This window comes from Cohaesibacter intestini, from assembly GCF_003324485.1.
Taxonomy (GTDB): domain Bacteria; phylum Pseudomonadota; class Alphaproteobacteria; order Rhizobiales; family Cohaesibacteraceae; genus Cohaesibacter; species Cohaesibacter intestini.
This window is the reverse complement of record NZ_QODK01000005.1, coordinates 179,740-202,073: the sequence shown is the minus strand read 5'-3', so window position 1 is coordinate 202,073 and position 22,334 is coordinate 179,740. Positions and strand designations below refer to the sequence as shown.

The 22,334-nt window shown below is 57.4% G+C and carries 26 protein-coding genes; 20 read left to right on the top strand and 6 right to left on the bottom strand.

Annotation, left to right across the window (positions count from 1 at the left end; all coding sequences use genetic code 11):
• Positions 1-70: 70 nt before the first annotated feature.
• From nifT to DSD30_RS17525, 19 genes are all read left to right on the top strand, one after another.
• A complete protein-coding gene (gene nifT / locus DSD30_RS17615; RefSeq protein WP_114011042.1) occupies positions 71-283 on the top strand; it encodes a putative nitrogen fixation protein NifT in 213 nt (70 codons plus the stop codon).
• Between the two features lie 29 nt (positions 284-312).
• On the top strand, positions 313-510 hold the full coding sequence (locus DSD30_RS22105; protein ID WP_114011041.1) for a 4Fe-4S binding protein: 198 nt from the start codon (positions 313-315) through the stop codon (positions 508-510).
• 100 nt (positions 511-610) lie between these two features.
• Positions 611-1,309: a dinitrogenase iron-molybdenum cofactor biosynthesis protein gene (locus DSD30_RS17605; protein ID WP_114011142.1), complete on the top strand. Its 699-nt coding sequence runs from the start codon at positions 611-613 to the stop codon at positions 1,307-1,309.
• Positions 1,306-1,593, top strand: a complete 288-nt coding sequence (locus DSD30_RS17600) for a DUF6129 family protein (RefSeq protein ID WP_114011040.1) — start codon at positions 1,306-1,308, stop codon at positions 1,591-1,593. The genes DSD30_RS17605 and DSD30_RS17600 overlap by 4 nt, the downstream gene beginning before the upstream one ends.
• Complete coding sequence (locus tag DSD30_RS17595; protein ID WP_157967758.1) at positions 1,590-2,540, top strand: hypothetical protein; 951 nt, start codon at positions 1,590-1,592, stop codon at positions 2,538-2,540. Before DSD30_RS17600 ends, DSD30_RS17595 begins: the two co-directional genes overlap by 4 nt.
• Positions 2,541-2,673: 133 nt before the next feature.
• Positions 2,674-4,077, top strand: coding sequence for a nitrogenase iron-molybdenum cofactor biosynthesis protein NifE (gene nifE, locus DSD30_RS17590; protein WP_114011038.1), 1,404 nt, complete (start codon positions 2,674-2,676; stop codon positions 4,075-4,077).
• A gap of 4 nt (positions 4,078-4,081) precedes the next feature.
• Complete coding sequence (gene nifN, locus DSD30_RS17585) at positions 4,082-5,461, top strand: nitrogenase iron-molybdenum cofactor biosynthesis protein NifN (RefSeq protein WP_114011037.1); 1,380 nt, start codon at positions 4,082-4,084, stop codon at positions 5,459-5,461.
• 5 nt (positions 5,462-5,466) lie between these two features.
• Positions 5,467-5,955, top strand: a complete 489-nt coding sequence (locus tag DSD30_RS17580; RefSeq protein ID WP_198663024.1) for a NifB/NifX family molybdenum-iron cluster-binding protein — start codon at positions 5,467-5,469, stop codon at positions 5,953-5,955.
• Positions 5,956-5,957: 2 nt separating this feature from the next.
• A complete protein-coding gene (locus DSD30_RS17575; protein ID WP_245418530.1) occupies positions 5,958-6,440 on the top strand; it encodes a NifX-associated nitrogen fixation protein in 483 nt (160 codons plus the stop codon).
• A gap of 12 nt (positions 6,441-6,452) precedes the next feature.
• Positions 6,453-6,674 (top strand): CCE_0567 family metalloprotein, encoded by a 222-nt coding sequence (locus tag DSD30_RS17570; protein WP_114011036.1) that lies wholly within the window; start codon positions 6,453-6,455, stop codon positions 6,672-6,674.
• Position 6,675: 1 nt separating this feature from the next.
• The gene (gene fdxB, locus DSD30_RS17565; RefSeq protein WP_114011035.1) at positions 6,676-7,014 is read left to right on the top strand and encodes a ferredoxin III, nif-specific; all 339 of its coding nucleotides are present in this window, start codon (positions 6,676-6,678) and stop codon (positions 7,012-7,014) included.
• A 239-nt stretch (positions 7,015-7,253) separates the two neighbouring features.
• Positions 7,254-7,577, top strand: coding sequence for a HesB/IscA family protein (locus DSD30_RS17560; RefSeq protein WP_114011034.1), 324 nt, complete (start codon positions 7,254-7,256; stop codon positions 7,575-7,577).
• 40 nt (positions 7,578-7,617) lie between these two features.
• The gene (locus DSD30_RS17555) at positions 7,618-7,935 is read left to right on the top strand and encodes a NifU family protein (RefSeq protein WP_198663022.1); all 318 of its coding nucleotides are present in this window, start codon (positions 7,618-7,620) and stop codon (positions 7,933-7,935) included.
• Between the two features lie 11 nt (positions 7,936-7,946).
• Positions 7,947-9,155: a cysteine desulfurase NifS gene (gene nifS, locus DSD30_RS17550; protein ID WP_114011032.1), complete on the top strand. Its 1,209-nt coding sequence runs from the start codon at positions 7,947-7,949 to the stop codon at positions 9,153-9,155.
• Between the two features lie 15 nt (positions 9,156-9,170).
• Positions 9,171-10,313, top strand: a complete 1,143-nt coding sequence (nifV, locus tag DSD30_RS17545) for a homocitrate synthase (RefSeq protein ID WP_114011031.1) — start codon at positions 9,171-9,173, stop codon at positions 10,311-10,313.
• Between the two features lie 25 nt (positions 10,314-10,338).
• Entirely contained in the window at positions 10,339-10,653 is a 315-nt protein-coding gene (gene nifW, locus DSD30_RS17540) for a nitrogenase-stabilizing/protective protein NifW (RefSeq protein WP_114011030.1), read from the top strand.
• Entirely contained in the window at positions 10,650-11,141 is a 492-nt protein-coding gene (locus tag DSD30_RS17535; protein ID WP_114011029.1) for a nitrogen fixation protein NifZ, read from the top strand. Before nifW ends, DSD30_RS17535 begins: the two co-directional genes overlap by 4 nt.
• Complete coding sequence (gene nifM, locus DSD30_RS17530; RefSeq protein ID WP_114011028.1) at positions 11,131-12,015, top strand: nitrogen fixation protein NifM; 885 nt, start codon at positions 11,131-11,133, stop codon at positions 12,013-12,015. Before DSD30_RS17535 ends, nifM begins: the two co-directional genes overlap by 11 nt.
• A 127-nt stretch (positions 12,016-12,142) precedes the next feature.
• Positions 12,143-13,084 (top strand): helix-turn-helix domain-containing protein, encoded by a 942-nt coding sequence (locus DSD30_RS17525; protein WP_171022119.1) that lies wholly within the window; start codon positions 12,143-12,145, stop codon positions 13,082-13,084.
• Positions 13,085-13,143: 59 nt separating this feature from the next.
• Here DSD30_RS17525 and xylB read toward each other — a convergent pair whose 3' ends face one another.
• From xylB to DSD30_RS17500, 5 genes are all read right to left on the bottom strand, one after another.
• Positions 13,144-14,643, bottom strand: coding sequence for a xylulokinase (xylB, locus tag DSD30_RS17520; RefSeq protein WP_114011026.1), 1,500 nt, complete (start codon positions 14,641-14,643; stop codon positions 13,144-13,146).
• A gap of 158 nt (positions 14,644-14,801) precedes the next feature.
• Positions 14,802-16,271 carry a mannitol dehydrogenase family protein gene (locus DSD30_RS17515; protein WP_114011025.1) on the bottom strand — a complete coding sequence of 490 codons (1,470 nt, stop codon included), beginning with the start codon at positions 16,269-16,271 and terminating at the stop codon, positions 14,802-14,804.
• A 21-nt stretch (positions 16,272-16,292) separates the two neighbouring features.
• Positions 16,293-17,294, bottom strand: coding sequence for an ABC transporter permease (locus tag DSD30_RS17510; RefSeq protein WP_114011024.1), 1,002 nt, complete (start codon positions 17,292-17,294; stop codon positions 16,293-16,295).
• 49 nt (positions 17,295-17,343) lie between these two features.
• Positions 17,344-18,840, bottom strand: a complete 1,497-nt coding sequence (locus DSD30_RS17505; RefSeq protein ID WP_114011023.1) for a sugar ABC transporter ATP-binding protein — start codon at positions 18,838-18,840, stop codon at positions 17,344-17,346.
• A gap of 68 nt (positions 18,841-18,908) precedes the next feature.
• A complete protein-coding gene (locus tag DSD30_RS17500) occupies positions 18,909-19,877 on the bottom strand; it encodes a substrate-binding domain-containing protein (protein WP_198663021.1) in 969 nt (322 codons plus the stop codon).
• A gap of 490 nt (positions 19,878-20,367) precedes the next feature.
• Here DSD30_RS17500 and DSD30_RS17495 point away from each other — a divergent pair, with 490 nt between their 5' ends.
• The gene (locus DSD30_RS17495; protein WP_114011022.1) at positions 20,368-21,258 is read left to right on the top strand and encodes an NAD(P)-dependent oxidoreductase; all 891 of its coding nucleotides are present in this window, start codon (positions 20,368-20,370) and stop codon (positions 21,256-21,258) included.
• 54 nt (positions 21,259-21,312) lie between these two features.
• Here the strand turns inward: DSD30_RS17495 and DSD30_RS17490 are convergent, their stop codons facing one another.
• The gene (locus DSD30_RS17490) at positions 21,313-22,299 is read right to left on the bottom strand and encodes a D-2-hydroxyacid dehydrogenase family protein (RefSeq protein ID WP_114011021.1); all 987 of its coding nucleotides are present in this window, start codon (positions 22,297-22,299) and stop codon (positions 21,313-21,315) included.
• Positions 22,300-22,334: the final 35 nt, after the last annotated feature.

Genomic DNA, 22,334 nt, shown 5'->3' with positions numbered 1-22,334 from the left:
CAAGTTGCGTTTTTGTCCCTCGTTGCCATCTTTGGCAGCGGGGGATGCGGGCGCGGCGAAGGAGGTTTTGATGCCAAATGTCATGCTGCGGCACAACGACAAGGGCGAGTTGCTCTTTTATGTCGCCAAAAAGGATCTCGAAGAGGTCATTGCCTCCGTTGAGACCGACAATGGGGACGCCTGGGGCGGGGTGATCGAGCTCTCGGACGGGACCAAATATTATATCGATCCAATTTCCCCTCCACCCGCTTTTCCAACGACCCTGCGCTTCAAGCGCGGATAGTTCTTCCTCTCAATGAAAGGAGCCAGACCATGGCCATGATGATTAACGCCGATCTTTGTACCGCCTGTGGCGACTGCGAGCCGGAATGCCCGACCGGGGCAATTTCCCCGTCCAAGGGTGTCTATGCCATCGATGCATCCAAATGCACCGAGTGTGAGGGCAGCTTTGACGCGCCGAAATGCCTTGAATTGTGCTTTGAAGATGGTTGCATCATTCCGGCTGAATGAATGCGACGAGGGGGTGCGTCTTGGCGATTGCTTCCTGGTTGGCAAGCGCACTCCTTCACTCTTCAAACCCTTTTGGTTGGTTCACTATGGGGAAGATCCAATGACTGAAGCCTTGTCCAGAGAAATGGCTCTGCGAATCGGACTGGCGGCGCAAGACTTGCCGGACGTGGATGCAGGGTCGCTGATCGATATCCTTGTGCAAGCTGTCGGGGTGCCGATGACGGAAGCAAAAGTTGCGCAGCTCGGCATGAAGGCCTTTCGCAAGGCAGGCGGGGAGACCTTGATCCCCATTCCGTCCGATCAACTCAAAGCCGTCTTGCGTCTGCTTAAAGGGGAAGGGGTGGATGCGGATGTCGATGACTTCACTCTCGATCCCTATCAGGAAGGGGACATGCCCGGCTCGATCCGGGTGGCTTGTGCCTCCAATGGGGCCGAGGAGCTGGATGGGCATTTCGGGTCCTGTCGCCGTTTCCTCATTTATCAATTGTCGGGAACGGAACAGCGATTGATCGATGTGCGGCGCAACGAGGAGCCAGAAGATGTCGAGGACAAGAATAAGTGGCGGGCGTCGCTGATTGCAGATTGTCAGGTGCTGGCCGTTATGTCGATTGGTGGGCCTGCTGCGGCCAAGGTCGTGCGGGCCAACATTCATCCGATCAAGCAGCCCCAAGGCGGGCAAGCGCGCGACCTGTTGGCCAAATTGCAAAGCGTTCTGGCTGGATCCCCACCGCCTTGGTTGGCGCGGGTGATGGGGCAGGAAGCCCAGACCCTGACGGGCTTTCTGGAGGAAGACGCGTGATTGATGACGCTGTTCTGGATGGGGTGTGCGCGCGGGTGGCTGGCCAAGTGCTGGGGCCGGATATTTCCGCTGGCCTCAGATCGCACTGGCCAGACATTCATTTCACCTATTGTCAGGATGACGACATTGTCGCTGCAAAGCCGGTGCGTGAAGCGGCCGCTTTCAATCTCTATCTGGTCACCAGTGGCGGGGGGTGCATTGCCTTTACCAGCCAAGTGGAGCAGGCGACGGGGATCGTGATTGCCGAATTAGAACAAGGGGAGGTGGAAGACAATCCATCATGATAGACATGCAGCCACGCACCAAGTCACTGGAGAGGATTTGCCGGATGGTGCCTCCCGGCGTGCATCATGTGTCTCTGGTCGAGGCCGTCAGCACCATCTTGCCTGATTACACCTTTCGCTATCGCACCACACGCTCGGACTGGCACCGGATTGGTGGCGTGGTGGATGCGGGTTTTAACCGGGTGGCGATGAATCTGCGCCAATGGGCGGAGGATGCTTGTGATCATGATGTCTTTGCCCTTTATGAGAAGTTTGGCGCGGAAGGCTATTTCACAACCCGGTTTGATGGTCAGACCCATTATTTCGTCGCCCCGAATGGAGACGGGGCGGCGGGCTTTGTGCAGTTGGAAGTCGAGGAACTGACCGAAGTGGTCGACCATCCTTTGTTCATTGACGATCAGGTGCCCGATGATATCGAGGATCTGCTTGACCCTGCCGGGGCCTTTGCTGCGCGCGTCGAGGCGCGGCCGTTGGGGGCGGCAAAATATGATTTCCGCTCGATCACCGATATCGGTGAGCTGGTCTCCCGGCAAGTGTCATCAGAAGGGTCGGATTTGCGCTATATCCGGTTTCTGGAAGAATGGGACAAATCGAGCGCCGCATCCAAGGGGCGCTTTTGCGACCATTTCGTCTTGAAGCTCTTGTCTTTCATGGATCGTTTCGGCGAGCGCAAGATCGAGGCGACACCGCTGCCGATCAAGCCGCAGCCGGTGCCGGGGCAAGCGGTGTTGGCCTTGTCCGGGCTGGAGCTGGGCAATTATCTGCACGACTATGATCGCAAGGCCGGTTTCCCAATGGCTTGGTATTTCGCGATGCTGACCGAGCAAAAGGTCTGGCCGCAGATCGCCATGACGGTTTATGCCGACCATCGCGATGACTTCCGCTATTTGGCCGAGAAAGATTTGGCGGTTTTGGAACATTGGATCCGCTATCCCTACAGTTTCTGAAGGCTTGGCGGGTTGCTGTCGGCTTTGCGACAAAGGGATTTGGTGAAAAACATCGGTAAATCAATGAATTAACATTTGGCACAGGCCTTGCAAAGTTGATGTGAGAGCAATTTACAAACGGGGTTTGTGGCAGATGAAACAAAGCGAGATTGCCGAACTGCTGGATGAGCCAGCCTGCGAGCATAATCACCAGTCCAAATCCGGCTGTGCCCGGCCCAAGCCCGGGGCGGCGGCAGGGGGCTGCTGTTTTGACGGCGCCCAGATCGCCCTTCTGCCAATTGCGGATGTGGCTCATATCGTTCATGGCTCGATCGCCTGCGCTGGCAGTGCATGGGACAATCGAGGCAGCAAATCTTCCGGCGAGCAGCTGTATAAACTCGGTTTCACCACTGACATGACCGAGCAGGATGTGATTATGGGCCGGGGCGAAAAGCGTCTGTTCCATTCCATCAAACAGGCCATCGACAGCCACGATCCTGAAGCGGTGTTTGTTTATAATACCTGCGTTCCGGCGCTGATCGGCGATGACATTGCCATGGTTTGCAAGGCGGCGGAAAAACGCTGGGGTGTGCCGGTGGTTCCCGTCGATGCGGCTGGCTTTTACGGCACCAAAAATCTCGGCAACCGAATTGCCGGTGACGCCATGGTGCGCCATGTGATCGGCACCCGCGAGCCTGACCCGGTGCCCGATCATCTCCAGCGGGAAGGCATTGAGGTCCATGATATCAGCCTGATTGGCGAATATAACATCGCTGGCGAGCTGTGGCATGTGCTGCCGTTATTTGATGAGCTGGGCCTGAGGATTTTGGGGACTTTGTCCGGGGATGCGCGGTTCCGCGATATCCAATGCATGCATCGGGCCGAGGTCAATATGATGGTCTGCTCCAAAGCGATGATCAATGTCGCCCGCAAACTCAACGATCGCTATGGCACCCCATGGTTTGAGGGCAGCTTTTATGGCGTCCGCGACATGAGCCTTGCCTTGCGGGACTTTGCCCGGCTGATTGATGATCCGAGCCTGAGCGAGCGGACCGAAGCGCTGATTGCGCGCGAAGAAACAAGGATCGCGGCGGCGTTGGCCCCTTGGCGCGAGAAGCTCAAAGGCAAAAAGGCGCTGCTTTATACCGGCGGGGTGAAAGCCTGGTCGATTGTTTCGGCGCTGCAGGATCTGGGCATGGAGGTGGTGGCCACCTCAACGCGCAAATCAACCGAAGCCGACAAGCAGAAGATCCGTGACCTGATGGGCGAGAAGACCCGGATGCTGGATGAAAGTCAGGGCCCGCGGGCGCTGATCGACATGGTCTATGAGACAGATACGGATATTCTGATTGCGGGCGGGCGGAACATGTATACCGCGCTCAAAGCTAGGATTCCGTTCCTGCATATCAATCAGGAGCGCGAGCATGCCTATGCGGGCTATGACGGCATGATCACCTTTGCTGAGCAAATTGCTCAGGCCATGGACAGTCCTGTCTGGCAGGCGGTGCGCTCGCCTGCGCCATGGAATGCAACAGCCAGTATCGAAGCTGCGGAGTGAAGCCATGACACAAATACTCAAACGCAACAAGGCGCTGTCTGTCAGCCCGCTGAAAGCCAGCAGCACGCTGGGGGCGGCGCTGGCCTTTCTGGGTATCCGCAATGCCATCGCCATGCTGCATGGGGCGCAGGGTTGTACGGCATATGGGAAAATTTTCCTGATTGGCCATTTCCGCGAACCGGTGCCGCTGCAAACCACTGCGATGGATCAGGTCAGCGCTGTGATGGGGGCCGATGACAATGTGGTCGAGGGGCTAAAGGTGTTGCATGAGAAATTTGCCCCGGCGCTGATCGGTCTGCCGACCACCGGTCTGTCGGAGACACAAGGGGCAGATGTTCAGCGGCTCGTTTCGGTCTTTCGCAAGACCCACCCAGAATGCGGATCGACTGCCGTGGTACCGGTGGAAACACCCGATTATGTCGGCTCGATGGAAAGCGGCTTTGCCAAGGCGGTCTATCAAATGATCAACCGGCTGGTGCCAGAGGCGGAAACCAAAGGCGGCATCGCCAGCAATCGGCAGGTCAATATTTTGGTCAATGGTTCGATGACGCCTGCGGATATTGATGAAGTCAAGGAGCTGGTGGAAGCCTTCGGGCTCATTCCGCTGGTCCTGCCGGATATTTCCACCAGCCTTGATGGGCACCTCAATGCGCGGGATTTCAATCCGCTGACGACCGGCGGCACATGCGTTGGGGATTTTGACATCCTGCACAAAGCGCGGGCGACTTTGGTGATTGGCGACAGTCTGACACAGGCTGCCGATCTGTTGCATCAGCGCACGGGCGTGCCCGACATCCGCTTTGATCATTTGATGGGGCTGGAAGCGACGGATCGTCTGATCAGCGCCCTTCATGCGCTGTCGGGCCAGCCGGTGCCTGCGCGGCTGGAGCGGCAGCGCCAGCAATTGCAGGATGCGATGCTGGACAGCCATTTTCATCTGGGGGGCTGCCGGGCGGCCCTGGCCGCTGAGCCGGATTTGTTGAAGGCATTGAGTGATTTGCTGGTGGGCATGGGGGCGCAAGTGGTCGCGGTCATTGCGCCCTCTAACGCCCCGATCCTCAAGCGGATGATGACCGAGCGGGTGAAGATTGGCGATCTGGAAGAGCTGGAAGCCTTTGCCGCAGAGGATGCTGCAGAGCTGGTGATCGGCAATAGTCATTGTGTTGCCAGCGCCGAGCGCCTTGGGCTTCCGCTGTTGCGAGCCGGATTCCCGCAGTTCGACACATTCGGTGCGCCAGCCAAATGCTGGGTCGGTTATCGCGGCAGCCGCCAGACCCTGTTTGATGTCGCCAATCTGTTGGTGACCGCCGATCCCGGCGCGGTCGCGCCCTATCGCTCGATCTATGCGCAGGCACCAAGCGCCAAACCGACCAAGGGAGTGTGAGGGCCATGGCACAGTTCATGCGAAGGCTGACCCTGCTGGATCAGGATATGGAAGACGGTTTTGCCGACTGTGCCTTGCGGGTGGCCTTTGCCACCTCGGATCAGAAGCATGTGGATCAGCATTTTGGCACCTGTGCCAATCTGGCGGTTTTTCTGGTGACACGCGACGAGGCGCATTTCCATCAGAGCATCAGCTTTGGTGAAGCGGCGATGGATGGCAATGAGGACAAGCTGGCGGTGCGGGTGAAGGCGCTGGAGGATTGTGCCGCGCTCTATTGCCGGGCCGTGGGAGCGTCGGCCATCGGACAGTTGAAACAGGTTGGTGTGCAACCGATCAAGGTGGCGGATGGCACCCCGATCAAGGCGCAATTGGCCTTGCTGCAGGATGAGCTCAGCCATGATCCGGCGCTTTGGATTTTGCGGGCGCTGAACGCTGCCAACGGGCCGGATGCCAAGCGGTTTGACGCGATGGAAGAGGAAGGTTGGAGTGAGTGACAATGCTGATTGATATGGATGACGAACTGGTGGTCGACAAGGATGATCCCGCGTTGAAATCGCCCTTTATAGTCGAGATTTTGCGTCAGATGCGGGCCATCGACTCCTACGGTATATGGGATCAAGTCGGGGCGCATGAAATCATTGATCCTTTCATCATGACCAAGGAACGCAAGCGGGCGGTGCCAATCATTGGCGACCCGGATGAGGAGCTGATGGCGCGGATCAAGGCCTGGTACAACGCGCTGTCGGCCAGCATCGAAGCGCGGACCGGGCTGATGGCGGTGCCGATTGTCAACATCACCCATGAAGGCTTTGGCCGAGCGCTGATCGCGGTGGGCAAGCTGATTGTCTCGGACAAAACGCTGCGCGATGTCCATCGCTTTGGCTTCAAGTCCCTTGAGGCCATGGAGAGCGAGGCGAACAAGATCATCGACAAGGCTGCAGCCCTCGTCGAGGCCCATCGCGATATCGCCAAATTGTGAGGACCAAAAAAGATGGATGAAGCGGATAGGAAGGCCCTGATCAAGCTTGTCAGAAAAGCCAAGAGGGTCGCATCGGAAAAGGCAATGGAACTGCATGATCTGGTTGAAGATCGCTTGCCCGCTGCCTTTGAAGAGCTGCCGGCGCTGGCTGAGGAAACCTATCAGGCCTGCAAGCTCTGGAGTGAGGCGGAAGCCGTGCTCCAACAGGCTGAAACCAAGATGGAAGGGGCGTGAGATGAGCGCGATTGTTGGATTGACCTTGGGCGGCGAGGAATGGGTGCCACAATTTGTCGAGGCGCTCGACGCCAAGAAATGCATTGGTTGTGGCCGCTGTTTCCGCGTCTGTTCGCGCGATGTGTTCGAGTTGGTCGAGCGGGAAAGCCTCGGGCTTGATGAGGATGACGATCTGGATGATGACGATCCGTTCGGCGATGACGATGATGATGATGGTTTTTCTGATGATACCAGCATGGTCATGGCGCTGAAAAACCGGGATGACTGCATTGGTTGCGAGGCTTGTTCAAAAATTTGCCCCAAGAGCTGCTTCACCCATATGACGGCGGAAGCCGCCTGAGCCGGACAGGGCATGAGAAAGACAAAAAGGGGCGGCCTGTGCTGGCCCCATTTTTGTATCAGAGCGCCAATGGCTTCTGTCGAGAATGCAGCTTGTTTGTCGCAAATCCGACAAAGGAATGATTGGGTCGATCAATGGCTTTTGTTAATTATTTCATATATTTAATCTATATTGCCTGCCTTGGCATAGCCCTTGCAATGCTCTGATCAGTTTGATTGACAGATTGCAAGGATGACAGAATGCTCACACTTACCGACAAAGCTCAGGACGTCTTGCAACGGCTGATGGCCGATGCCAAGAACCCGCTCACCGGTCTCCGGATCGCCGCGATCTCTGGCGGCTGTGCAGGCCTTCAATACAAACTCGCCTTGGTCGCAGGTCCGCAAGAGGGAGACCATGTGGTCGAGACGGGGGCCATTACCCTCTATGTCGTGCCGGACAATGCCGAGATGCTGATCGGTACCGAGATCGACTTTGCGGAGAGCCTTGAAGGCTCCGGTTTCACCTTCACCAATCCCAATGCCGCATCGATGTGTTCTTGCGGCAAGAGTTTTGCCGCCTGATCCGATTGGATCGGCTGGTTGGCCTGTCAAGGAGACCGTCATGACAAAGCACTCGGAGGTCGTCAAGGACCCAGATCCGCAAGGGCGCGTTGCGACCATTGAAGCGGTCATCGAAACATTTCGGCCGATGCTGCAGGCTGACAGGGGGGACATGGAGCTGGTGGAAGTGGATGGCAAGAAGGTGTTTGTCTCCATGAAGGGCGCTTGTGTCGGTTGCCAGTTGGCGTCCGTCACCCTGTCGCGGGTGCAGGACAAAATAGTCGAGGCGCTGGGGGACTTTGTTCAGGTGCTGCCTGCCAGTCAGCTGAAAAGGAAACCGCCTGTGATGCTTTCTGTCGACGCTCTGGCGAAGGAGTGAAGCAAGTGGTCATGGGCAGCATCTATCTTGATAACAACGCCACCACGCAGGTTGATGAGGCGGTCGTTGCGACGATGTTGCCTTATTTCACCGAGCAGTTTGGCAATCCGTCCAGCCTGCATCAGTTCGGCAATGGGGTGGCACGTGCGGTCAAGGCAGCTCGCCAGCAGGTTCAGGCCTTGCTGGGGGCGGCTCATGAGAGTGAAATCATCTTCACCTCTTGCGGCACCGAAGCGGACAATTGCGCCATCCTATCCGCCTTGAAAGCGCAGCCATCGCGGCGCGAAATCATCACCACGAATGTGGAGCATCCAGCGGTTTTGTCTCTGTGTCAGAGTCTCGAGCAAGACGGTTATCGCGTTCATTATCTCAAGGTGGATATGCGCGGGCGGCTTGATCTTGATGCCTACAAAGCCTTGTTGAGCGACAAGGTGGCGCTGGTGACCGTGATGTGGGCCAACAATGAGACTGGCACCCTGTTCCCCATCGCCGCGATGGCTGCGTTGGCTTCCGATGCGGGCGTGTTGTTTCACACCGACGCAGTGCAGGCGGTCGGCAAGGTGCCAATCGATCTGAAAAGGTTGCCCGTCGATATGCTGTCCCTGTCGGGGCACAAGCTACATGCCCCAAAGGGCATCGGGGTTCTGTATCTCAAGCGTGGCACCCGGTTCCGGCCATTGTTGCGTGGCGGGCATCAGGAGCGTGGGCACCGGGCTGGTACGGAAAATGTTCCATCGATCATCGGGCTTGGCAAAGCCTGCGATATGGCGCTTGGCGTCATGAGGGACGAGATGCACCGCGTGAGGGTTTTGCGGGACCGCTTGGAGGACGGCATTCTGTCCGCTATTCCCAATTGCTTCGTGACCGGTGATCCAGACAATCGCTTGCCCAACACCAGCATGATCGCTTTTGACGCTGTCGAAGGGGACGATCTGTTGCTGCTGCTCAACAAAATGGGTGTGGCGGCTTCATCCGGCTCTGCCTGCAGCTCGGGATCACAGGAGCCGTCGCATGTGATGCGGGCAATGGGCATTCCCGACACGGCAATGAATGGAGCGATCCGCTTTTCCCTCTCGCGCTACACGAACCAAGCAGAGATTGACCGGGTGATCAATATCATGCCGCCGATCGTTGCCCAGTTGCGCTCGCTTTCGCCCTATTGGGGCACCAACGGACCGGTCGAGAGCCCAGATCAGGCCTTCAACCCGGCTTATGCCTGACAAGGAGTGTTTGCCATGGGCAAGAAACGGACAATCGTCATTGATGACACCACCCTGCGCGACGGGGAACAGTCGGCAGGCGTTGCTTTCACTCAGCGGGAAAAATGCGACATTGCCCGCAATCTGGCCGCCGCCGGGGTGCCAGAATTGGAGATCGGCATTCCGGCGATGGGGCTAGAAGAGCAAGAGACCATCCGCTCGATCACATCACTCAATCTGGATATCCGCACCATCGTCTGGTGTCGGATGTGCGAAGCGGATCTGCAGGCCGCCAAGGGGCTCGGGGTGCAAATGATCGATCTGTCGATCCCGATGTCGGACCAGCAGATTAAGCACAAGCTGCAACGGGACCGCGACCATGTATTGACCCAGATTGCCCGGATGGTGCCGATGGCGCTCGATGCAGGCTTTGAAGTGCTGATGGGGGGTGAGGATTCCTCCCGTGCCGATCTTGATTTTGTGTTGTCGGTGCTGGACGTGGCTCAAGCCGCAGGCGCTCAGCGATTCCGCTTCGCCGATACGGTCGGGATTCTCGAACCCTTTGGCACCGCGGAGATTTTTCGTACGCTGCGGCAGAATAGTGATCTGGAGCTGGAAATGCATGCCCATGATGATTACGGGCTGGCAACGGCCAACAGTCTGGCTGCCGCGCTCGGTGGTGCGACCCATGTCAACACCACGGTGAACGGCCTTGGGGAGCGGGCGGGCAATGCATCGCTGGAAGAGTTTGTCGCCTCAGCAGCCAGCCTTTACGGCTTTGAGACAGGCGTCGATCAACGGCGCTTCCACGCTTTGTCGGAGTTGGTGGCAACGGCCTCGGGCAGGCCGGTTCCACATCAAAAAAGCCTGGTCGGGTCCTGCGTCTTTACCCATGAGAGCGGCATTCATGTCGACGGATTGGTCAAGGATCCCAAAAATTACCAGGGCCTCGATCCGCTGACGCTGGGGCGTCAGCATGAATTGGTGCTCGGCAAACATTCCGGCACGCGGGCGGTGCTGCATGTTTATCAAAAGCTGGGGCTGACCCTGTCGGTGGCCGAAGCGTTGGAGATCCTGACCCGGGTGCGGCGCTTTGCGGAAATCTACAAAAGGTCGCCGAACGAGGCAGATCTGTTGGCTTTTCACCGTGATCTGGCTAGCGAAGGGCGTGCCGCCTAGGCTGGACAACAGACAGGAGAACCCGATGAGAAATGAAGAAATTGAAGCGGATCTGGTGGATCTGTCGAGTGCAGAGGAGTTTCTGGACTATTTCGACATTGCCTATGATCCCCATGTCGTGACAGTCAATCGGCTGCATATCCTGCAGCGCTTCCATGACTATCTCACTTTGGACCGGGATGGGCCGGTTTCTGGCGAAGCCTGGTGGGATTATTATACTCGTCAGCTCGGCCTTGCTTATCAAGACTTCGTCCAATCCGATGCCCAGACCGAGAAGGTGTTCAAGGTCTTCAAGGCGTCGCAACCTGCTTTTGTTCCGTTGGAGGAGTTGTTGAAATGAGTGCCGTTGCTCTGCCACCTCCGCGCTTTGATTATGGTGATGTCGTGCGCGTCCTGCGCAATGTGCGTAATGACGGCACCTATCCGGGTGAAAAGACCGGCACCCTGCTGATCCGGCGCGGCTCGACCGGGGTGGTGCGCGATGTGGGCACCTTCTTGCAGGATCAGGTGATCTATACGGTGCATTTCACCGATGAAGACCGGATTGTTGGCTGTCGCGATCGGGAATTGCTATCGATTGAAGAGGACTGGACACCAAGCCGTTATGAATATGGCGAAGTGGTAACGGCACGTCTGGCGCTTGGCATCAAGGGCAACGTGATCGTGGAGGAGGGGGCGAAAGGGGAAATTCTGAAAGTGCTGCGTGACGCGGCGACGCTTGAGGCGGTCGGATCCGTGGCCTATCACGTGCGTTTCCCTGGCCGGACGCTCTTGGTGCCGGAAAGTGCGCTTGAGGATTGTGTGGTTGGAGACGGGCATGATTGGTGACTGTGTGATTGGCGATGGCATGTATCGGGCGGACAAGAATGAGGCAGGTGTCTTTTCCCATCACTTGATGCGGGCGGCCTTGTCTGCCTTTGAGTGCCGGTTCGATCAGTTGAGCGAAGAGCAGCAGCAAGTGATCGAGAAAACGGCTCAAAAAGCCATGGCCATCGAAAGCACCGTTCTATCGAGCCGGGAAGCATGGGATGTTTTTCTGTCTGAAAAGGTGATCGATGAAGCCGTTGAGAGCGTTCGGGCCCGCTATGACAGTGCATTGGATTTTGAGCAGGATCTGCTGGCAAACGGGCTGGATTTGCAAATCCTGAGACTGGCACTGGCGCGCGAATTGTGGGTGGACGCGGTTCTGGGCAAGGTGGTGCAGGATGTGCCGACCCCATGCGACGCGGAGGCCAAGCGTTGGTATGACGGCCATCAAGAGCGGTTTCTGATGCCCGAAACCCGAGCGGTCCGCCATATTCTGATCACCGTCAACGAGGCGCTCGCCGACAATGTCCGCGGCAAGGCCCGGTTGAAGATCGAAGCCATCCGCGATCAACTGGATGGCTCGGTGCCGCAGTTCGAACAGTTTGCCAAACAGCATTCGGAATGTCCGACGGCGCTTGACGGCGGACGGCTTGGATCTGTGCCACGCGGCACGCTTTACAGCCTTCTCGATGAGACTCTTTTTATGATGGATGAAGGAACGCTCAGCGGCGTTCTGGAGAGCGAAATGGGCTTTCACATCTTGCTGTGCGAGGATATCCTGCACGGGCAGGTCGTTCCCTTTGCCAGGGTGCGGCAGAGGATTATTGACCATTTGACAGCCGCAAGGTGCCATGGTGCCCAGCGGCAATGGATCGAGGGGCTGGCCGTCTCGTAATCGCCCCGATGGGACCGTGCTGCAAAGCGACTTAAATCAATGCGTCTGCTTGCCGATTTGGCTAGATGAAGATCGGTTTTCCCGTCAGGGGAAGCGGTTGGAATGCGCCGGTCGTCAGGAGGTGGTGTTGCTGAAGAATGTCGACGTCACAACAAATCTGGTCAGGGAAGTCATTGTTGCGCCGCTGGATCGCAGTGTGCTTGCCTTCTCGCACAATTATCCCTATCCCTTCACCGGCTGGCACTATCACCCGGAATATGAAATCCACATCATCCGGCGCAGCACCGGGTCCTATTTTGTCGGCACCCATGCGGGGCGCTTCGAGCCGGGCAATCTGGTGTTGATGGGACCCAACCTGCCGCATATGTGGGTGTCCGATGCGGCCTGCAGTGAGCGCGAAGACAGCCTGTTCATCGAAAATCGCGACATGGTGCTGCAATTTTCCGAGGCCTTTTCGAAAAATTGCATCGGTGATTTCGAGGGGACAAAAGAGTTCGAGTTTCTGCTGCATCAATCCCGCTCGGGCATCGAGTTCACCATGGAAACGTCCCAGATCGTGCAGGATTTACTGCAGCGTCTGATCAATATGTCTGGTCTGTCGCGTCTCGCGTTGTTTTTCGAGATTTTTGCCGTGCTGGCTGCCGACAAGGATCGCCGGTTGCTGGGCGAAGCTATGCCGGAAATTCCGCTTGAACATACCGAGCGGATCGACGCGATTTTGGAGTATATTGCGGAAAATTTTAACCGCCCGGACCTGACATGCGGCTTGCTGGCGGAGCGGGAGCGGATGCCATTTTCGACCTTCTCGCGGTTTTTCGCCAAGAGTCTGAATTGCTCCTGTCAGGAATATATCAATCGGCTGCGGATCTATAAGGCCTGCCAGTTGCTGATTGAAACCCGCATTCCGATCACCTCGATCAGCTATGATGTGGGCTTCGATGTGCTCTCGACCTTCAACCGCAATTTCATCCGCTATATCGGCGTCGCGCCGCGGGATTTTCGGCTCAAGCGTGGCTTTGACTGGACCATCGAGCCGGGTCAACCCCTTTCTTCCTCAACCAATCGCTGAAACAAAAGCGCCAGCAGTTGCGGGCTGCCGGCGCTTTGCTTGTTGCCTTATCTGCCTGCTTAGTCAGAAGAGAGGCCGTGCAAGGTCATTAAGGCCTCGCCATAGCGTCGCATGGCTGCCTCATAGGCGGTCCGACGGGATGTGTCGGGTTTGGTGGTTTTCTCAGCATCCACGGCAATGCAGCGTTCGGCAATGTCCGAAAGGCTCTCGGGTTGGCCGTTTGCCTTCTTGATTGCCCACATGGCCTGCAATGCACCGCCAAGGCAGCCAGCTTCCTCGCCCAGTGGCACGACAATTTCAGCCCCTGTTGCGTCCGCCATCAGCTGACGCCACGGCGCGCTTTTGGCGCCCCCGCCAACAAGGAAGATCCGCTCGGCATTGCGGCCATTGAGGATGCGTTTCATGCCGCCAATCACCCCGAAACTGACCCCTTCAACCATCGCACGGGTCAGGTTTTCCATGCTCATATTGTCGCTGCGCAGGCCGAGCAGGCTGCCGGTTGCGGTGGGCAGGTCCGGGGTCCGTTCACCATTGAGATAGGGCAGCAGGGTGAGACCACCTGCGCCCGGTTCGGTTGCCAGCAGGGCATCGGAGAGGAAGTTGATATCCTTGTCAAAGGCATGGACCATGCCGGTGGTGACATTGGTGGCATTCATCGTGCAAATGAGGGGCAGCCAACCGCCGGAGCTGGAGCAGAAGGGCGCAGCCCAATCCTTGTCATCAATCACCGGCTGGTCGGAATAGCAATAGGCGGTGGCCGAGGTGCCAAGGCTGATGGTCACGACGCCCGGCCTTACATTGCCCGTGCCGATGGCGCCCATCATGTTGTCGCCGCCACCTGCCGAGACCTGACAATTGGTGGAGAGGCCCAAGGCCTCTGCTGCAGCGTCGGTCAGAGGGCCAACAAGTGCGTCGGCTGCGACCAATTCTGGCAAGGCGCGTTCCAGCAAACCCGTGCCGCCGTCAATCAGGGCCAGCGGTTCTGCTGCCCAGCTGCGGCTGCGGATATCAAAGAAACCGGTGCCCGATGCATCGCCATATTCGGCAACACGGCGACCGGTCAGCCAGAAATTGAGATAGTCGTGAGGCAGCAGGATGGACGCGATTTTGGCGAAATTGTCCGGCTCATTGTCTTTCAGCCAAAGCAGCTTGGAGATGGTGTAACCGGTGCGCGGTACGATGCCGAGCTTTCTGGTCCAGCTGGCGCGACCGCCAAAGGCTTCAATCAGTGCTTCATTCTGAGGGGCGGTTTCGGTGTCATTCCACAATTTGGCGGCGCGGATGGGCTGGACCGCATCATCGAGCACCACAAGGCCATGCTGCTGGCCGGAAATGCCAAGGGCTGTCACTGCGCTCCCGTCGATATCGGCATCCTTGATTGCGCCCCTGACGGCGGTGATCATGGCATCGATCCACCATTGGGGCTGTTGTTCCCGTGCCCCGTTGGCCTGCTCGATCAGGTCATGCGCAGCCTGTCCTCGCCCGAGCGTGTTACCGTCTTCATCGATGATCAGCGCTTTGGTTCCCTGCGTGCCGCAGTCAACTCCCAGAAATAGCATGCAATCCTCCTCGCATTTCCTCCCAACTGATGGCAAAGGCCGATAGGCCACCACACCCGTCTGTTATCAAACGGGTGTGGCGGACATGGGATCCGGGTAGCGACACTTGGGAGGGTCGTTTGCGTCTCAAAATGCGCGAAACCACCACCCGGAAAAGATCAGGAGAAGCGGCGAACCGTCTCCAGAGCGCCAACACTGTGCAGCGAATCCAGTGCCTGACGATAGGCACTGACAAAGCGCGGCTGATCCACCAGATCACCAAAGACCTCGCGGTTCTCAATGAAGGCAATAGCATTGTCGTTGTTATGGGATGCAATTTCCATCAGTTCGTCCTTCAGCCGGTCGACGATTTCGATGGGTGCTCCTTGCTCATCCTTGCCCTCGGCATAGCGTGCCCAACTGGCCACGACTGCCGCAGAACGGGAGATATCGCCGCCTTTTTCGAGTTCGGCATGCACCACAGGCAGCAGCCATTTGGGAATGCGGTCGGAACTTTCGGCGCACAGACGCGCCAATGTGTCGCGGACTTCCGGGTTGGAAAAGCGCTCGATGAGCGTGTGGCGATAGGCATCGAGGTCGATGCCCGGCACCGGAGACAGGGTTGGGGTGGCCTCGATTTCCATATAATTGAGCAGGAAAGTCGCGAAAATCGGATCGCCTGCCACTTCATGGGCATAGCGCCGCCCGGCGAGATAACCGAAATAGGTCAGGGCCTGATGGCTGGCATTGAGCAGGCGCAGCTTCATCAACTCATAGGGGACGACATCTTCGACCATTTGCACGCCGACCTTTTCATAGGCCGGACGCCCTTGCGGGAAGTGATCTTCCACCACCCACTGGGTGAAGGGCTCGCAGACCACGGGCCATGCATCGACGATGCCAAAGCGTTTTTCCAGCTCGGTGATGTCTTCGGGTGCAGTGACTGGGGTGATGCGGTCGACCATGGCACTGGGGAAGGCGACATTGGAGTCTATCCAAGCGCCGAGCTCCGCATCCTTGGCCTTGGCAAAGGCGCAGACCATTTCTTTGGCGACATCGCCGTTGCTCTGGATATTGTCGCAGCTCGACACGGTGAAGGGGGCGATGCCCCGCTCGCGACGGCGGCGGAGCGCCTCGGTCACATAGCCAAAGACCGTGATCGGGGTGGCCCCATCGGCCAGTTCCTTGACGACGTCCGGATTGTCGAGATTGAACTTGCCGGTCACGTGATGGAAATTGTAGCCGCCTTCCGTGATGGTCAGCGAGACGATGCGCACGCCTTTGGATGCCATCAATTCGATCACGGCTTCCGGGTCATCGGGGGCATATTTGAAGTCGAGGATTGAGCCGATGACGCTGGCTTCATAGCGTCCGTGGGGATTCTTGACCATCAGGCTATAGAGACAATCCTGACTTTTCAACGCATCGCGGATGCGCATGTCGCCGGGCATGACGCCGACGCCGCAAATGCCCCAATCGAGCGCTTCGCCGCGATTCATCAGCTGGTCGAGATACATCGCCTGATGGGCGCGGTGGAAGCCGCCGACACCGAAATGGACGATGCCGATGGAGGCTTTTGCGCGGTCATAGGTTGGCCGGCTCACGCCTTCGGGTAGCGCTGCAAGCGTGGTGTTGCTGAGTTTTGTCATGTTCGAACCCTCCTCAATGGGTTATGAGCGGGTGGAGTAGAGAAGCCGCAGCTTGAGGCTTTCAAGCAGCACGGCCAGAATGATGATGACCCCCTTGACGACCTGCTGGTTGTAGCCGGGAATGTTGAGCAGATTCATCACGTTGGAGATCACCGACAGGATCAGGGCACCGATCAGGGTGTCCAGCACCCGACCCCGGCCACCAGACAGGCTGGCACCGCCCACCACGACTGCCGCGATGGCGTCGAGCTCAAAGCCAAGGGCGAGAATGGGCGAGCCGACCCCGGTTCGGGTCGAGGCGATGATCCCGGCAATGGCGCAGGCAAAGCCGGATAGCACATAGACGCCGAACTTGTAGCGTTCGACCCGAATGCCGGCAAAGCGTGTGGCGATCTCGTTCGACCCGATCGAGATGACCAGCCGGCCAAAGACGGTCTTGCCATAGAGAAACAGGGCGACGATGAAGCAGGCCAGCAGCACATAGAGCGTCGAGGGCAGCCCGAACAGCGAGCTGACACCGAAGTCGTTGAAGGTATAGTCGTTGATGAATTGCGGCTGACCTTTGGAGACGATCAGCGCTCCGCCGCGGGCAATGGTCATCACCGCCAATGTCGCTATGAAGGGCGCAACGCGGAAATAGGCGACCAATATGCCGGAAAAAGCGCCAAAGACGGTGCCGATCATCAGGCCGATGGCCAGCGCCGGGACAAGCCCGTAGAGCGGAATGGACAGGGCCACTCCGACCGAGACAATGGCCATCAGCGAGCCGACCGACAGGTCAATGCCGCCGGTCAGAATGACAAACAAGAGGCCAAGAGACACGATGCCAAGCGGCACACACTGGCGCATGATGTTGGCAAAGTTCTGGTAGGTGAAAAAGCGATCCGTCAGGGCCATTGCTACCAGAAGCATGACAATGAAGGCAATCAGGGTCGATTGGTTGAGCAGCAGGCGGGTGATCCTGGTGCGGCTCCAGCCTTCGAACTCTGCGGATGCGCTGCTTTGCGAGGTCAAATTCGTCATGGTTGTTTCACTCCCTTGAGATCGGGACCGTTTGGACACGGACGCCTTCTCATTGGATGCTGCGTTTCGGGATGGCGTGGTGCATGATATTCTCTTCGGTCAGTTCATCGCCTTGAAGCTCGCCGGCCACTTGTCCGTCGCTCATGACATAGACGCGGTGGCACAAACCGATGACTTCGGGCAGTTCAGAAGAGATGACGAGCAGGCCACAGCCATTTTCCGCCAGATTATGGATGAGATTGTAGATTTCGGACTTTGCTCCGACATCGACGCCGCGGGTGGGTTCGTCAAAGATCAGGACGTCGCAGCCGACATTGAGCCACTTGGCCAGCACCACCTTTTGCTGGTTGCCGCCAGACAGGCTGGAAACCGGGTCGCTGAGGCGGCCGAGCTTGATGACCAATTGCTCGCGCAGACGCTGGGTGAGGGACTTTTCCCGACCATTTTGCAAGATGCCGAAGGTGGAAACCCCGGACAGACGCGACATGGTCATATTGACATCGATGCCGATGGGTAGGACGACGCCTTGTTCTTTGCGATTTTCCGGCACGAGGCCGATGCCCTTAGCCACTGCATCCGCCGGATGGGCGACCTTGATGGGCTTGCCTGATTTGAGAATTTCGCCGGATTGGTAGCCGGACAAGCCAAAGATGCATTCGGCGATTTCGGTGCGTCCCGATCCCACCAGACCAGCCAGACCGACCACCTCACCCTTGCGGATATGCAAGTTGATGTCGTCGATCAGACCCCGGCGGGTGAGGTTGCGCACCTCGAGCAGTTTTTCCTCACTGGCCGGTTTCTTGATCGGGAAGAGGGATTTCAGCTCACGCCCGACCATTGCCTGAATGATGTCGGCTTCTGTGCAGGTCTTGGGGTCGAGATCGCGCACGGTCACCCCATCCTTGATGACGGTGATGCCATCGGCGATGCGGAAAATTTCTTCCAAGCGGTGCGAGATATAAAGGATGGTGACGCCCTTGGCCTTCAGCTTGTTGAGATTGGCAAAGAGCAGGTCGATTTCCGGGTCGGTCAGAACGGCGGTCGGCTCATCGAGAATGAGAATGCTGACATCCTTGGCCAGCGACTTGGTGATTTCCACCATCTGCTGATAGGCAACCGAGAGATCGCCAGCGCGGGTGCGCGGATCAATGGGAAAGCCAAATGATTTCAGCAATTCGCCTGCACGGGCATTGATGATGGCCCAGTTGATGGTGCTGCGCCCCAGACCCATATCGTCGAGAAAGATATTCTCTGCAACCGACAGGTCTGGCGACAGGGCCAGTTCCTGATGGACAATTCCGACACCCGCCTGCTGGCTCTGTTGCGGGTTCTCGAAATGGACGTCGACATTGTCAAGCAGGACCCGCCCGGCATCGCGCCGAATGATCCCCGACAAGATATTCATGAAAGTGGATTTTCCAGCGCCGTTCTCTCCGACAATGGCATGGATGGTGCCTTTGTCGACCCGCAGGTTGAAATCTGAAAGGGCACGGACACCGCCAAAGCGCTTCTTGACACCTTCAACGACAATCGCAGGGTGTGTCATGGATTGATCCTCCCGTCGCTTATCCGGTAACGATCAGGTGGGCAGGGATCTGCCCACCTGCCTGAATTTTAGTAAAGGGAATCAGGGTCGTAATATTCAGTGACGTTGTCTTTGGTGATCAGCAGCGGCGCGATATATTCATAATCGCTGAAGTCGCGTTTGCCGGCCTCATAGCCCTTGATCACTTCGATCACTTTTTCGATCAGCAGTTTGGGGTTGTTGGAGGCGGTTGCCTGCAACTCGCCCCGTTCGATGGAGTCGAGGGCGAATTTGTAACCATCATGGGCAAAGACCTTGACGTCGCCCAATTTGCCAGCGGCTTTCAGGGCGCGAATGGCACCCAGCGCCATGTCATCCATTTCGGAATAGACAGCGTTGATCTTGTCGCCGTGGGCCACAAGGGCGTCTTCCATGGCTTTGAGGCCGCCCTGCTGGTCCCAGTTGCCCCAGCTCTGAGCAAGAATGGTGAAATTGGAAGAGCCATGATCGCGGATCTGGGCTTCCATCACACCGGACATGAAGTTGACGCGGCGGGCTTCGCCGACCAGATTGCCCTGATTGCCGGAAATGACCACCGCGTTGATAGGTGCATCGCCAAACTGTTCGACAGCGAAGTCACCGATCAGGCGGTTGTTGGCGGCATTGTTGGCCATCACACGGGTGACGACCGGGGCGTTGAGCGAGATGTCGCTGTCCAGATCGATGACTGGAATGCCTGCTTTGGTGGCCATGTCAACGATGCGGACACCAGCTGCCGGATCTTGCGGATTGAGCACCAGATAGTCGATGCCCTGAGCAAGCATATCTTCAACGTCAGAGACCTGTTTGTCGAGGTTGCCGGCTGCATCGGTGGTCAGAATTTCATATCCTGCCTCTTCGCCCTTGAGCTTCATATACTCGGTCAGGCCGACAAAGAAGGCACCATTCAGCGTGCGGTTGGAGAAGCCGATCTTCAGCGCATCAGCGGCTTGAGCGGCGGTGGAGAGGCCTATGGCTACGGTGGCGGCTGCGAGTAAGGTATTCAAAGATTTGAACAATTTTTCCTCCATCATGGACAGAATGATCTCCAATGACCATGTGGGAGTGTTGACAGAAGACGCTTTGTCCCTCTGCCTCAAAAGCCATTGGAGGAAACCAGAAGGCATAATCCTCCCGACTGATTTCGTGCCGCCTCTTCTACTCTTTTGTCGCAGTTGCTGACTAAGCATTCTCCCATGATCATTGTGCATTATTTCCACTTTGCCCTAGCTGTTGGCACGATCATGCCGCGAAATTTGCTGTAAAATGCTTGGGTGGGAGATGCGCCATGGCTTTGGTCCATAATGGCTTAAGGGCCGAAATGACGGACAAAGCGCTGGGGTCGTTTGTCGGGTGGTTGATCCGGGATCTGATAAAAATCAGCAAACTGGAATTTTCCTGCGAATCCTGCATGCTGGTTTGTTGTCACTTTCTACGCCCTGTCGGTCAGACCGCCTTGGCGGCACGGTTTTGTGCGCCCTTTCAGGGACCCATAAAAAGGAGAAACTCATGGCAAAAATCGGATTTCTGGGCCTCGGCCTCATGGGACGCGGCATGGCGGCGTGCCTTTTGAAGGCAGGTCATGAGGTGACGGTGTGGAACCGGTCTTTGGACAAATGCGACGCGCTAGCTGCGTTGGGTGCCAGCGTGGCGCATAATCCTGCAGGGGCTGCGAAAGAGGCTGATATGGTCATTTCCATGGTGGCCGACGACGGCGCTTCGGAACAGGTCTGGATGGCTGAGGATGGGGCTCTGTCTGCTGCCAAGCCGGGTATGATGGCGGTGGAATGTTCCACGATCTCGCATGTTCATGTGACACGGCTTGCAGAAGCCGCCAAAGCCCATGGTGTGCATTATATCGATTGTCCGGTGCTCGGCCCTCCTGCCAGCGCGGCCAGTGGCAGCCTTGTTCTGCTGGTTGGAACCGATGCGGACGTGCTGGCAAAGGCGCGCCCCGTTCTGGAGGTTTTCTCGGAGTCAATTCTGCATTTTGGGGCGGTGGGGACGGGCACCAGCTTCAAGCTGATCAACAATATGCTGGGGGCGGTGCATGTTGCCGCGATCGCCGAGGCCACCCATTTGGCGCACAAGTTGGAACTGGATCCAGACACATTGGTTGCGGCAGTGGAAAGTGGCCCTTGTGCGAGCCGCCACACGGTACGGATGATCCGCGCCATGGCGCATAACAAACTGTCCGATCAGGCCGGTCTTGCCATTGGGCTAAGGGAAAAGGACACGCGCTATTGCATGGCTATGGCCAAGGCGCACGAGACGGGTCTGTCCATCGGCGAGACCGCCTATAGCTGGTATAAGGAGGCTCTGTCCAGTGTCGCAGAAGAGGATGATTCAGCCATGCTGGAGGTGATCACCAAGCATAACGGCTTCGTACCGGAAGCCTGATTGCGTTTTGGCCAGAGGCCTGAAATTGGGTTTCGTCAGAGTGGGCAGGATTGCTCAATCGGGCTGCACTTGAGGCCATATTTCAGGGTTGATCATGTGGACAGGTGCCCCGTTGGCATAGGCGTTGATCTGATCAAAGATGTCCGCGAACTGGATATCTAGCTCATCCTCGGTGACAAAACCGATATGCGGAGTGGCAATGAGATTGGGGTGGCAGAGCAGCGGATCATGAGGATCCGTGACAGGCTCCTTGTCGAAGACATCGACAGCGGCCATGCCGGGGCGACCGGCCTTGAGCGCCTCAAGCAGTATATTTGGCAGCATGAGGCCTGAGCGGGACGTGTTGACCAGCAGGGCGTCGGGTTTCATTGCGGCCAGATCATCGGCGGTGATGAGCCCACGTGTCTCAGGCGTCAGGCGCACATGCAGGGACACCACATCGCTGTTGGCAAAAAAGGCCTGCCGGGATGCTGCAACCATTTGACCCTCTTTCAAGGCCCGTGCCCGGCCTTCCTCGGACGCCCACCAAACCACCTTCATGCCGAAGCTTTGGGCATAGTGGGCGACAGCCTTGGCGATCTTGCCATAGCCATACAATCCAAGGGTCCGGTGCCGCAGGCCTTTGCCGACACCCATTTGCCAGTGTCCGGCCTTGAGCGATGCCATTTGCTGGGGCAATTGCCGCATGGCGGACAGAATGAGGGCAAAGGTCAATTCGGCCGCTGCGTAATTCGGCTCATTGGCAGGCTTTTTCGAGCATAGCAATATACGCTTTTCGGTCAGGGCATCGACATCAATATGGGGGTAAGCGCCCCGTTGGCTGATCAGTTTGAGATTGGGCAGTCTTTCGATCAGGGCGCGGGTGATATTTGTTCGCTCCCGGAACAGGACCAACATGTCGGCCTCCCTGAGGCGCTCTGCCAGACGGGCCTCATCCTCGACATGGTCTGTCCAGACCGTCACCTGATGCTGGTCCAGCTTTCCAAAGCATGGCAGCGTTTTCAAGGTGTCGAACCAGTCGTCGAGAATGTGAATCTTCATGATGACCCCCAGAATGACAGTGCCTGCGAGAACAG

Excerpts from the sequence above, each read along its gene's own strand:
- nifS (WP_114011032.1), top strand. The coding sequence starts at position 7,947 with ATGGGCAGCATCTATCTTGATAACAACGCCACCACGCAGGTTGATGAG.
- DSD30_RS17515 (WP_114011025.1), bottom strand. The coding sequence starts at position 16,271 with ATGACAAAACTCAGCAACACCACGCTTGCAGCGCTACCCGAAGGCGTG.
- DSD30_RS17510 (WP_114011024.1), bottom strand. The coding sequence starts at position 17,294 with ATGACGAATTTGACCTCGCAAAGCAGCGCATCCGCAGAGTTCGAAGGC.
- DSD30_RS22105 (WP_114011041.1), top strand. The coding sequence starts at position 313 with ATGGCCATGATGATTAACGCCGATCTTTGTACCGCCTGTGGCGACTGC.
- DSD30_RS17505 (WP_114011023.1), bottom strand. The coding sequence starts at position 18,840 with ATGACACACCCTGCGATTGTCGTTGAAGGTGTCAAGAAGCGCTTTGGC.
- DSD30_RS17490 (WP_114011021.1), bottom strand. The coding sequence starts at position 22,299 with ATGAAGATTCACATTCTCGACGACTGGTTCGACACCTTGAAAACGCTG.
- DSD30_RS17575 (WP_245418530.1), top strand. The coding sequence starts at position 5,958 with ATGCTGATTGATATGGATGACGAACTGGTGGTCGACAAGGATGATCCC.
- nifE (WP_114011038.1), top strand. The coding sequence starts at position 2,674 with ATGAAACAAAGCGAGATTGCCGAACTGCTGGATGAGCCAGCCTGCGAG.
- xylB (WP_114011026.1), bottom strand. The coding sequence starts at position 14,643 with ATGCTATTTCTGGGAGTTGACTGCGGCACGCAGGGAACCAAAGCGCTG.
- nifM (WP_114011028.1), top strand. The coding sequence starts at position 11,131 with ATGATTGGTGACTGTGTGATTGGCGATGGCATGTATCGGGCGGACAAG.
- nifW (WP_114011030.1), top strand. The coding sequence starts at position 10,339 with ATGAGAAATGAAGAAATTGAAGCGGATCTGGTGGATCTGTCGAGTGCA.
- DSD30_RS17595 (WP_157967758.1), top strand. The coding sequence starts at position 1,590 with ATGATAGACATGCAGCCACGCACCAAGTCACTGGAGAGGATTTGCCGG.
- DSD30_RS17555 (WP_198663022.1), top strand. The coding sequence starts at position 7,618 with ATGACAAAGCACTCGGAGGTCGTCAAGGACCCAGATCCGCAAGGGCGC.
- DSD30_RS17495 (WP_114011022.1), top strand. The coding sequence starts at position 20,368 with ATGGCAAAAATCGGATTTCTGGGCCTCGGCCTCATGGGACGCGGCATG.
- nifT (WP_114011042.1), top strand. The coding sequence starts at position 71 with ATGCCAAATGTCATGCTGCGGCACAACGACAAGGGCGAGTTGCTCTTT.
- nifV (WP_114011031.1), top strand. The coding sequence starts at position 9,171 with ATGGGCAAGAAACGGACAATCGTCATTGATGACACCACCCTGCGCGAC.
- DSD30_RS17605 (WP_114011142.1), top strand. The coding sequence starts at position 611 with ATGACTGAAGCCTTGTCCAGAGAAATGGCTCTGCGAATCGGACTGGCG.
- nifN (WP_114011037.1), top strand. The coding sequence starts at position 4,082 with ATGACACAAATACTCAAACGCAACAAGGCGCTGTCTGTCAGCCCGCTG.
- DSD30_RS17560 (WP_114011034.1), top strand. The coding sequence starts at position 7,254 with ATGCTCACACTTACCGACAAAGCTCAGGACGTCTTGCAACGGCTGATG.
- DSD30_RS17570 (WP_114011036.1), top strand. The coding sequence starts at position 6,453 with ATGGATGAAGCGGATAGGAAGGCCCTGATCAAGCTTGTCAGAAAAGCC.
- fdxB (WP_114011035.1), top strand. The coding sequence starts at position 6,676 with ATGAGCGCGATTGTTGGATTGACCTTGGGCGGCGAGGAATGGGTGCCA.
- DSD30_RS17580 (WP_198663024.1), top strand. The coding sequence starts at position 5,467 with ATGGCACAGTTCATGCGAAGGCTGACCCTGCTGGATCAGGATATGGAA.
- DSD30_RS17535 (WP_114011029.1), top strand. The coding sequence starts at position 10,650 with ATGAGTGCCGTTGCTCTGCCACCTCCGCGCTTTGATTATGGTGATGTC.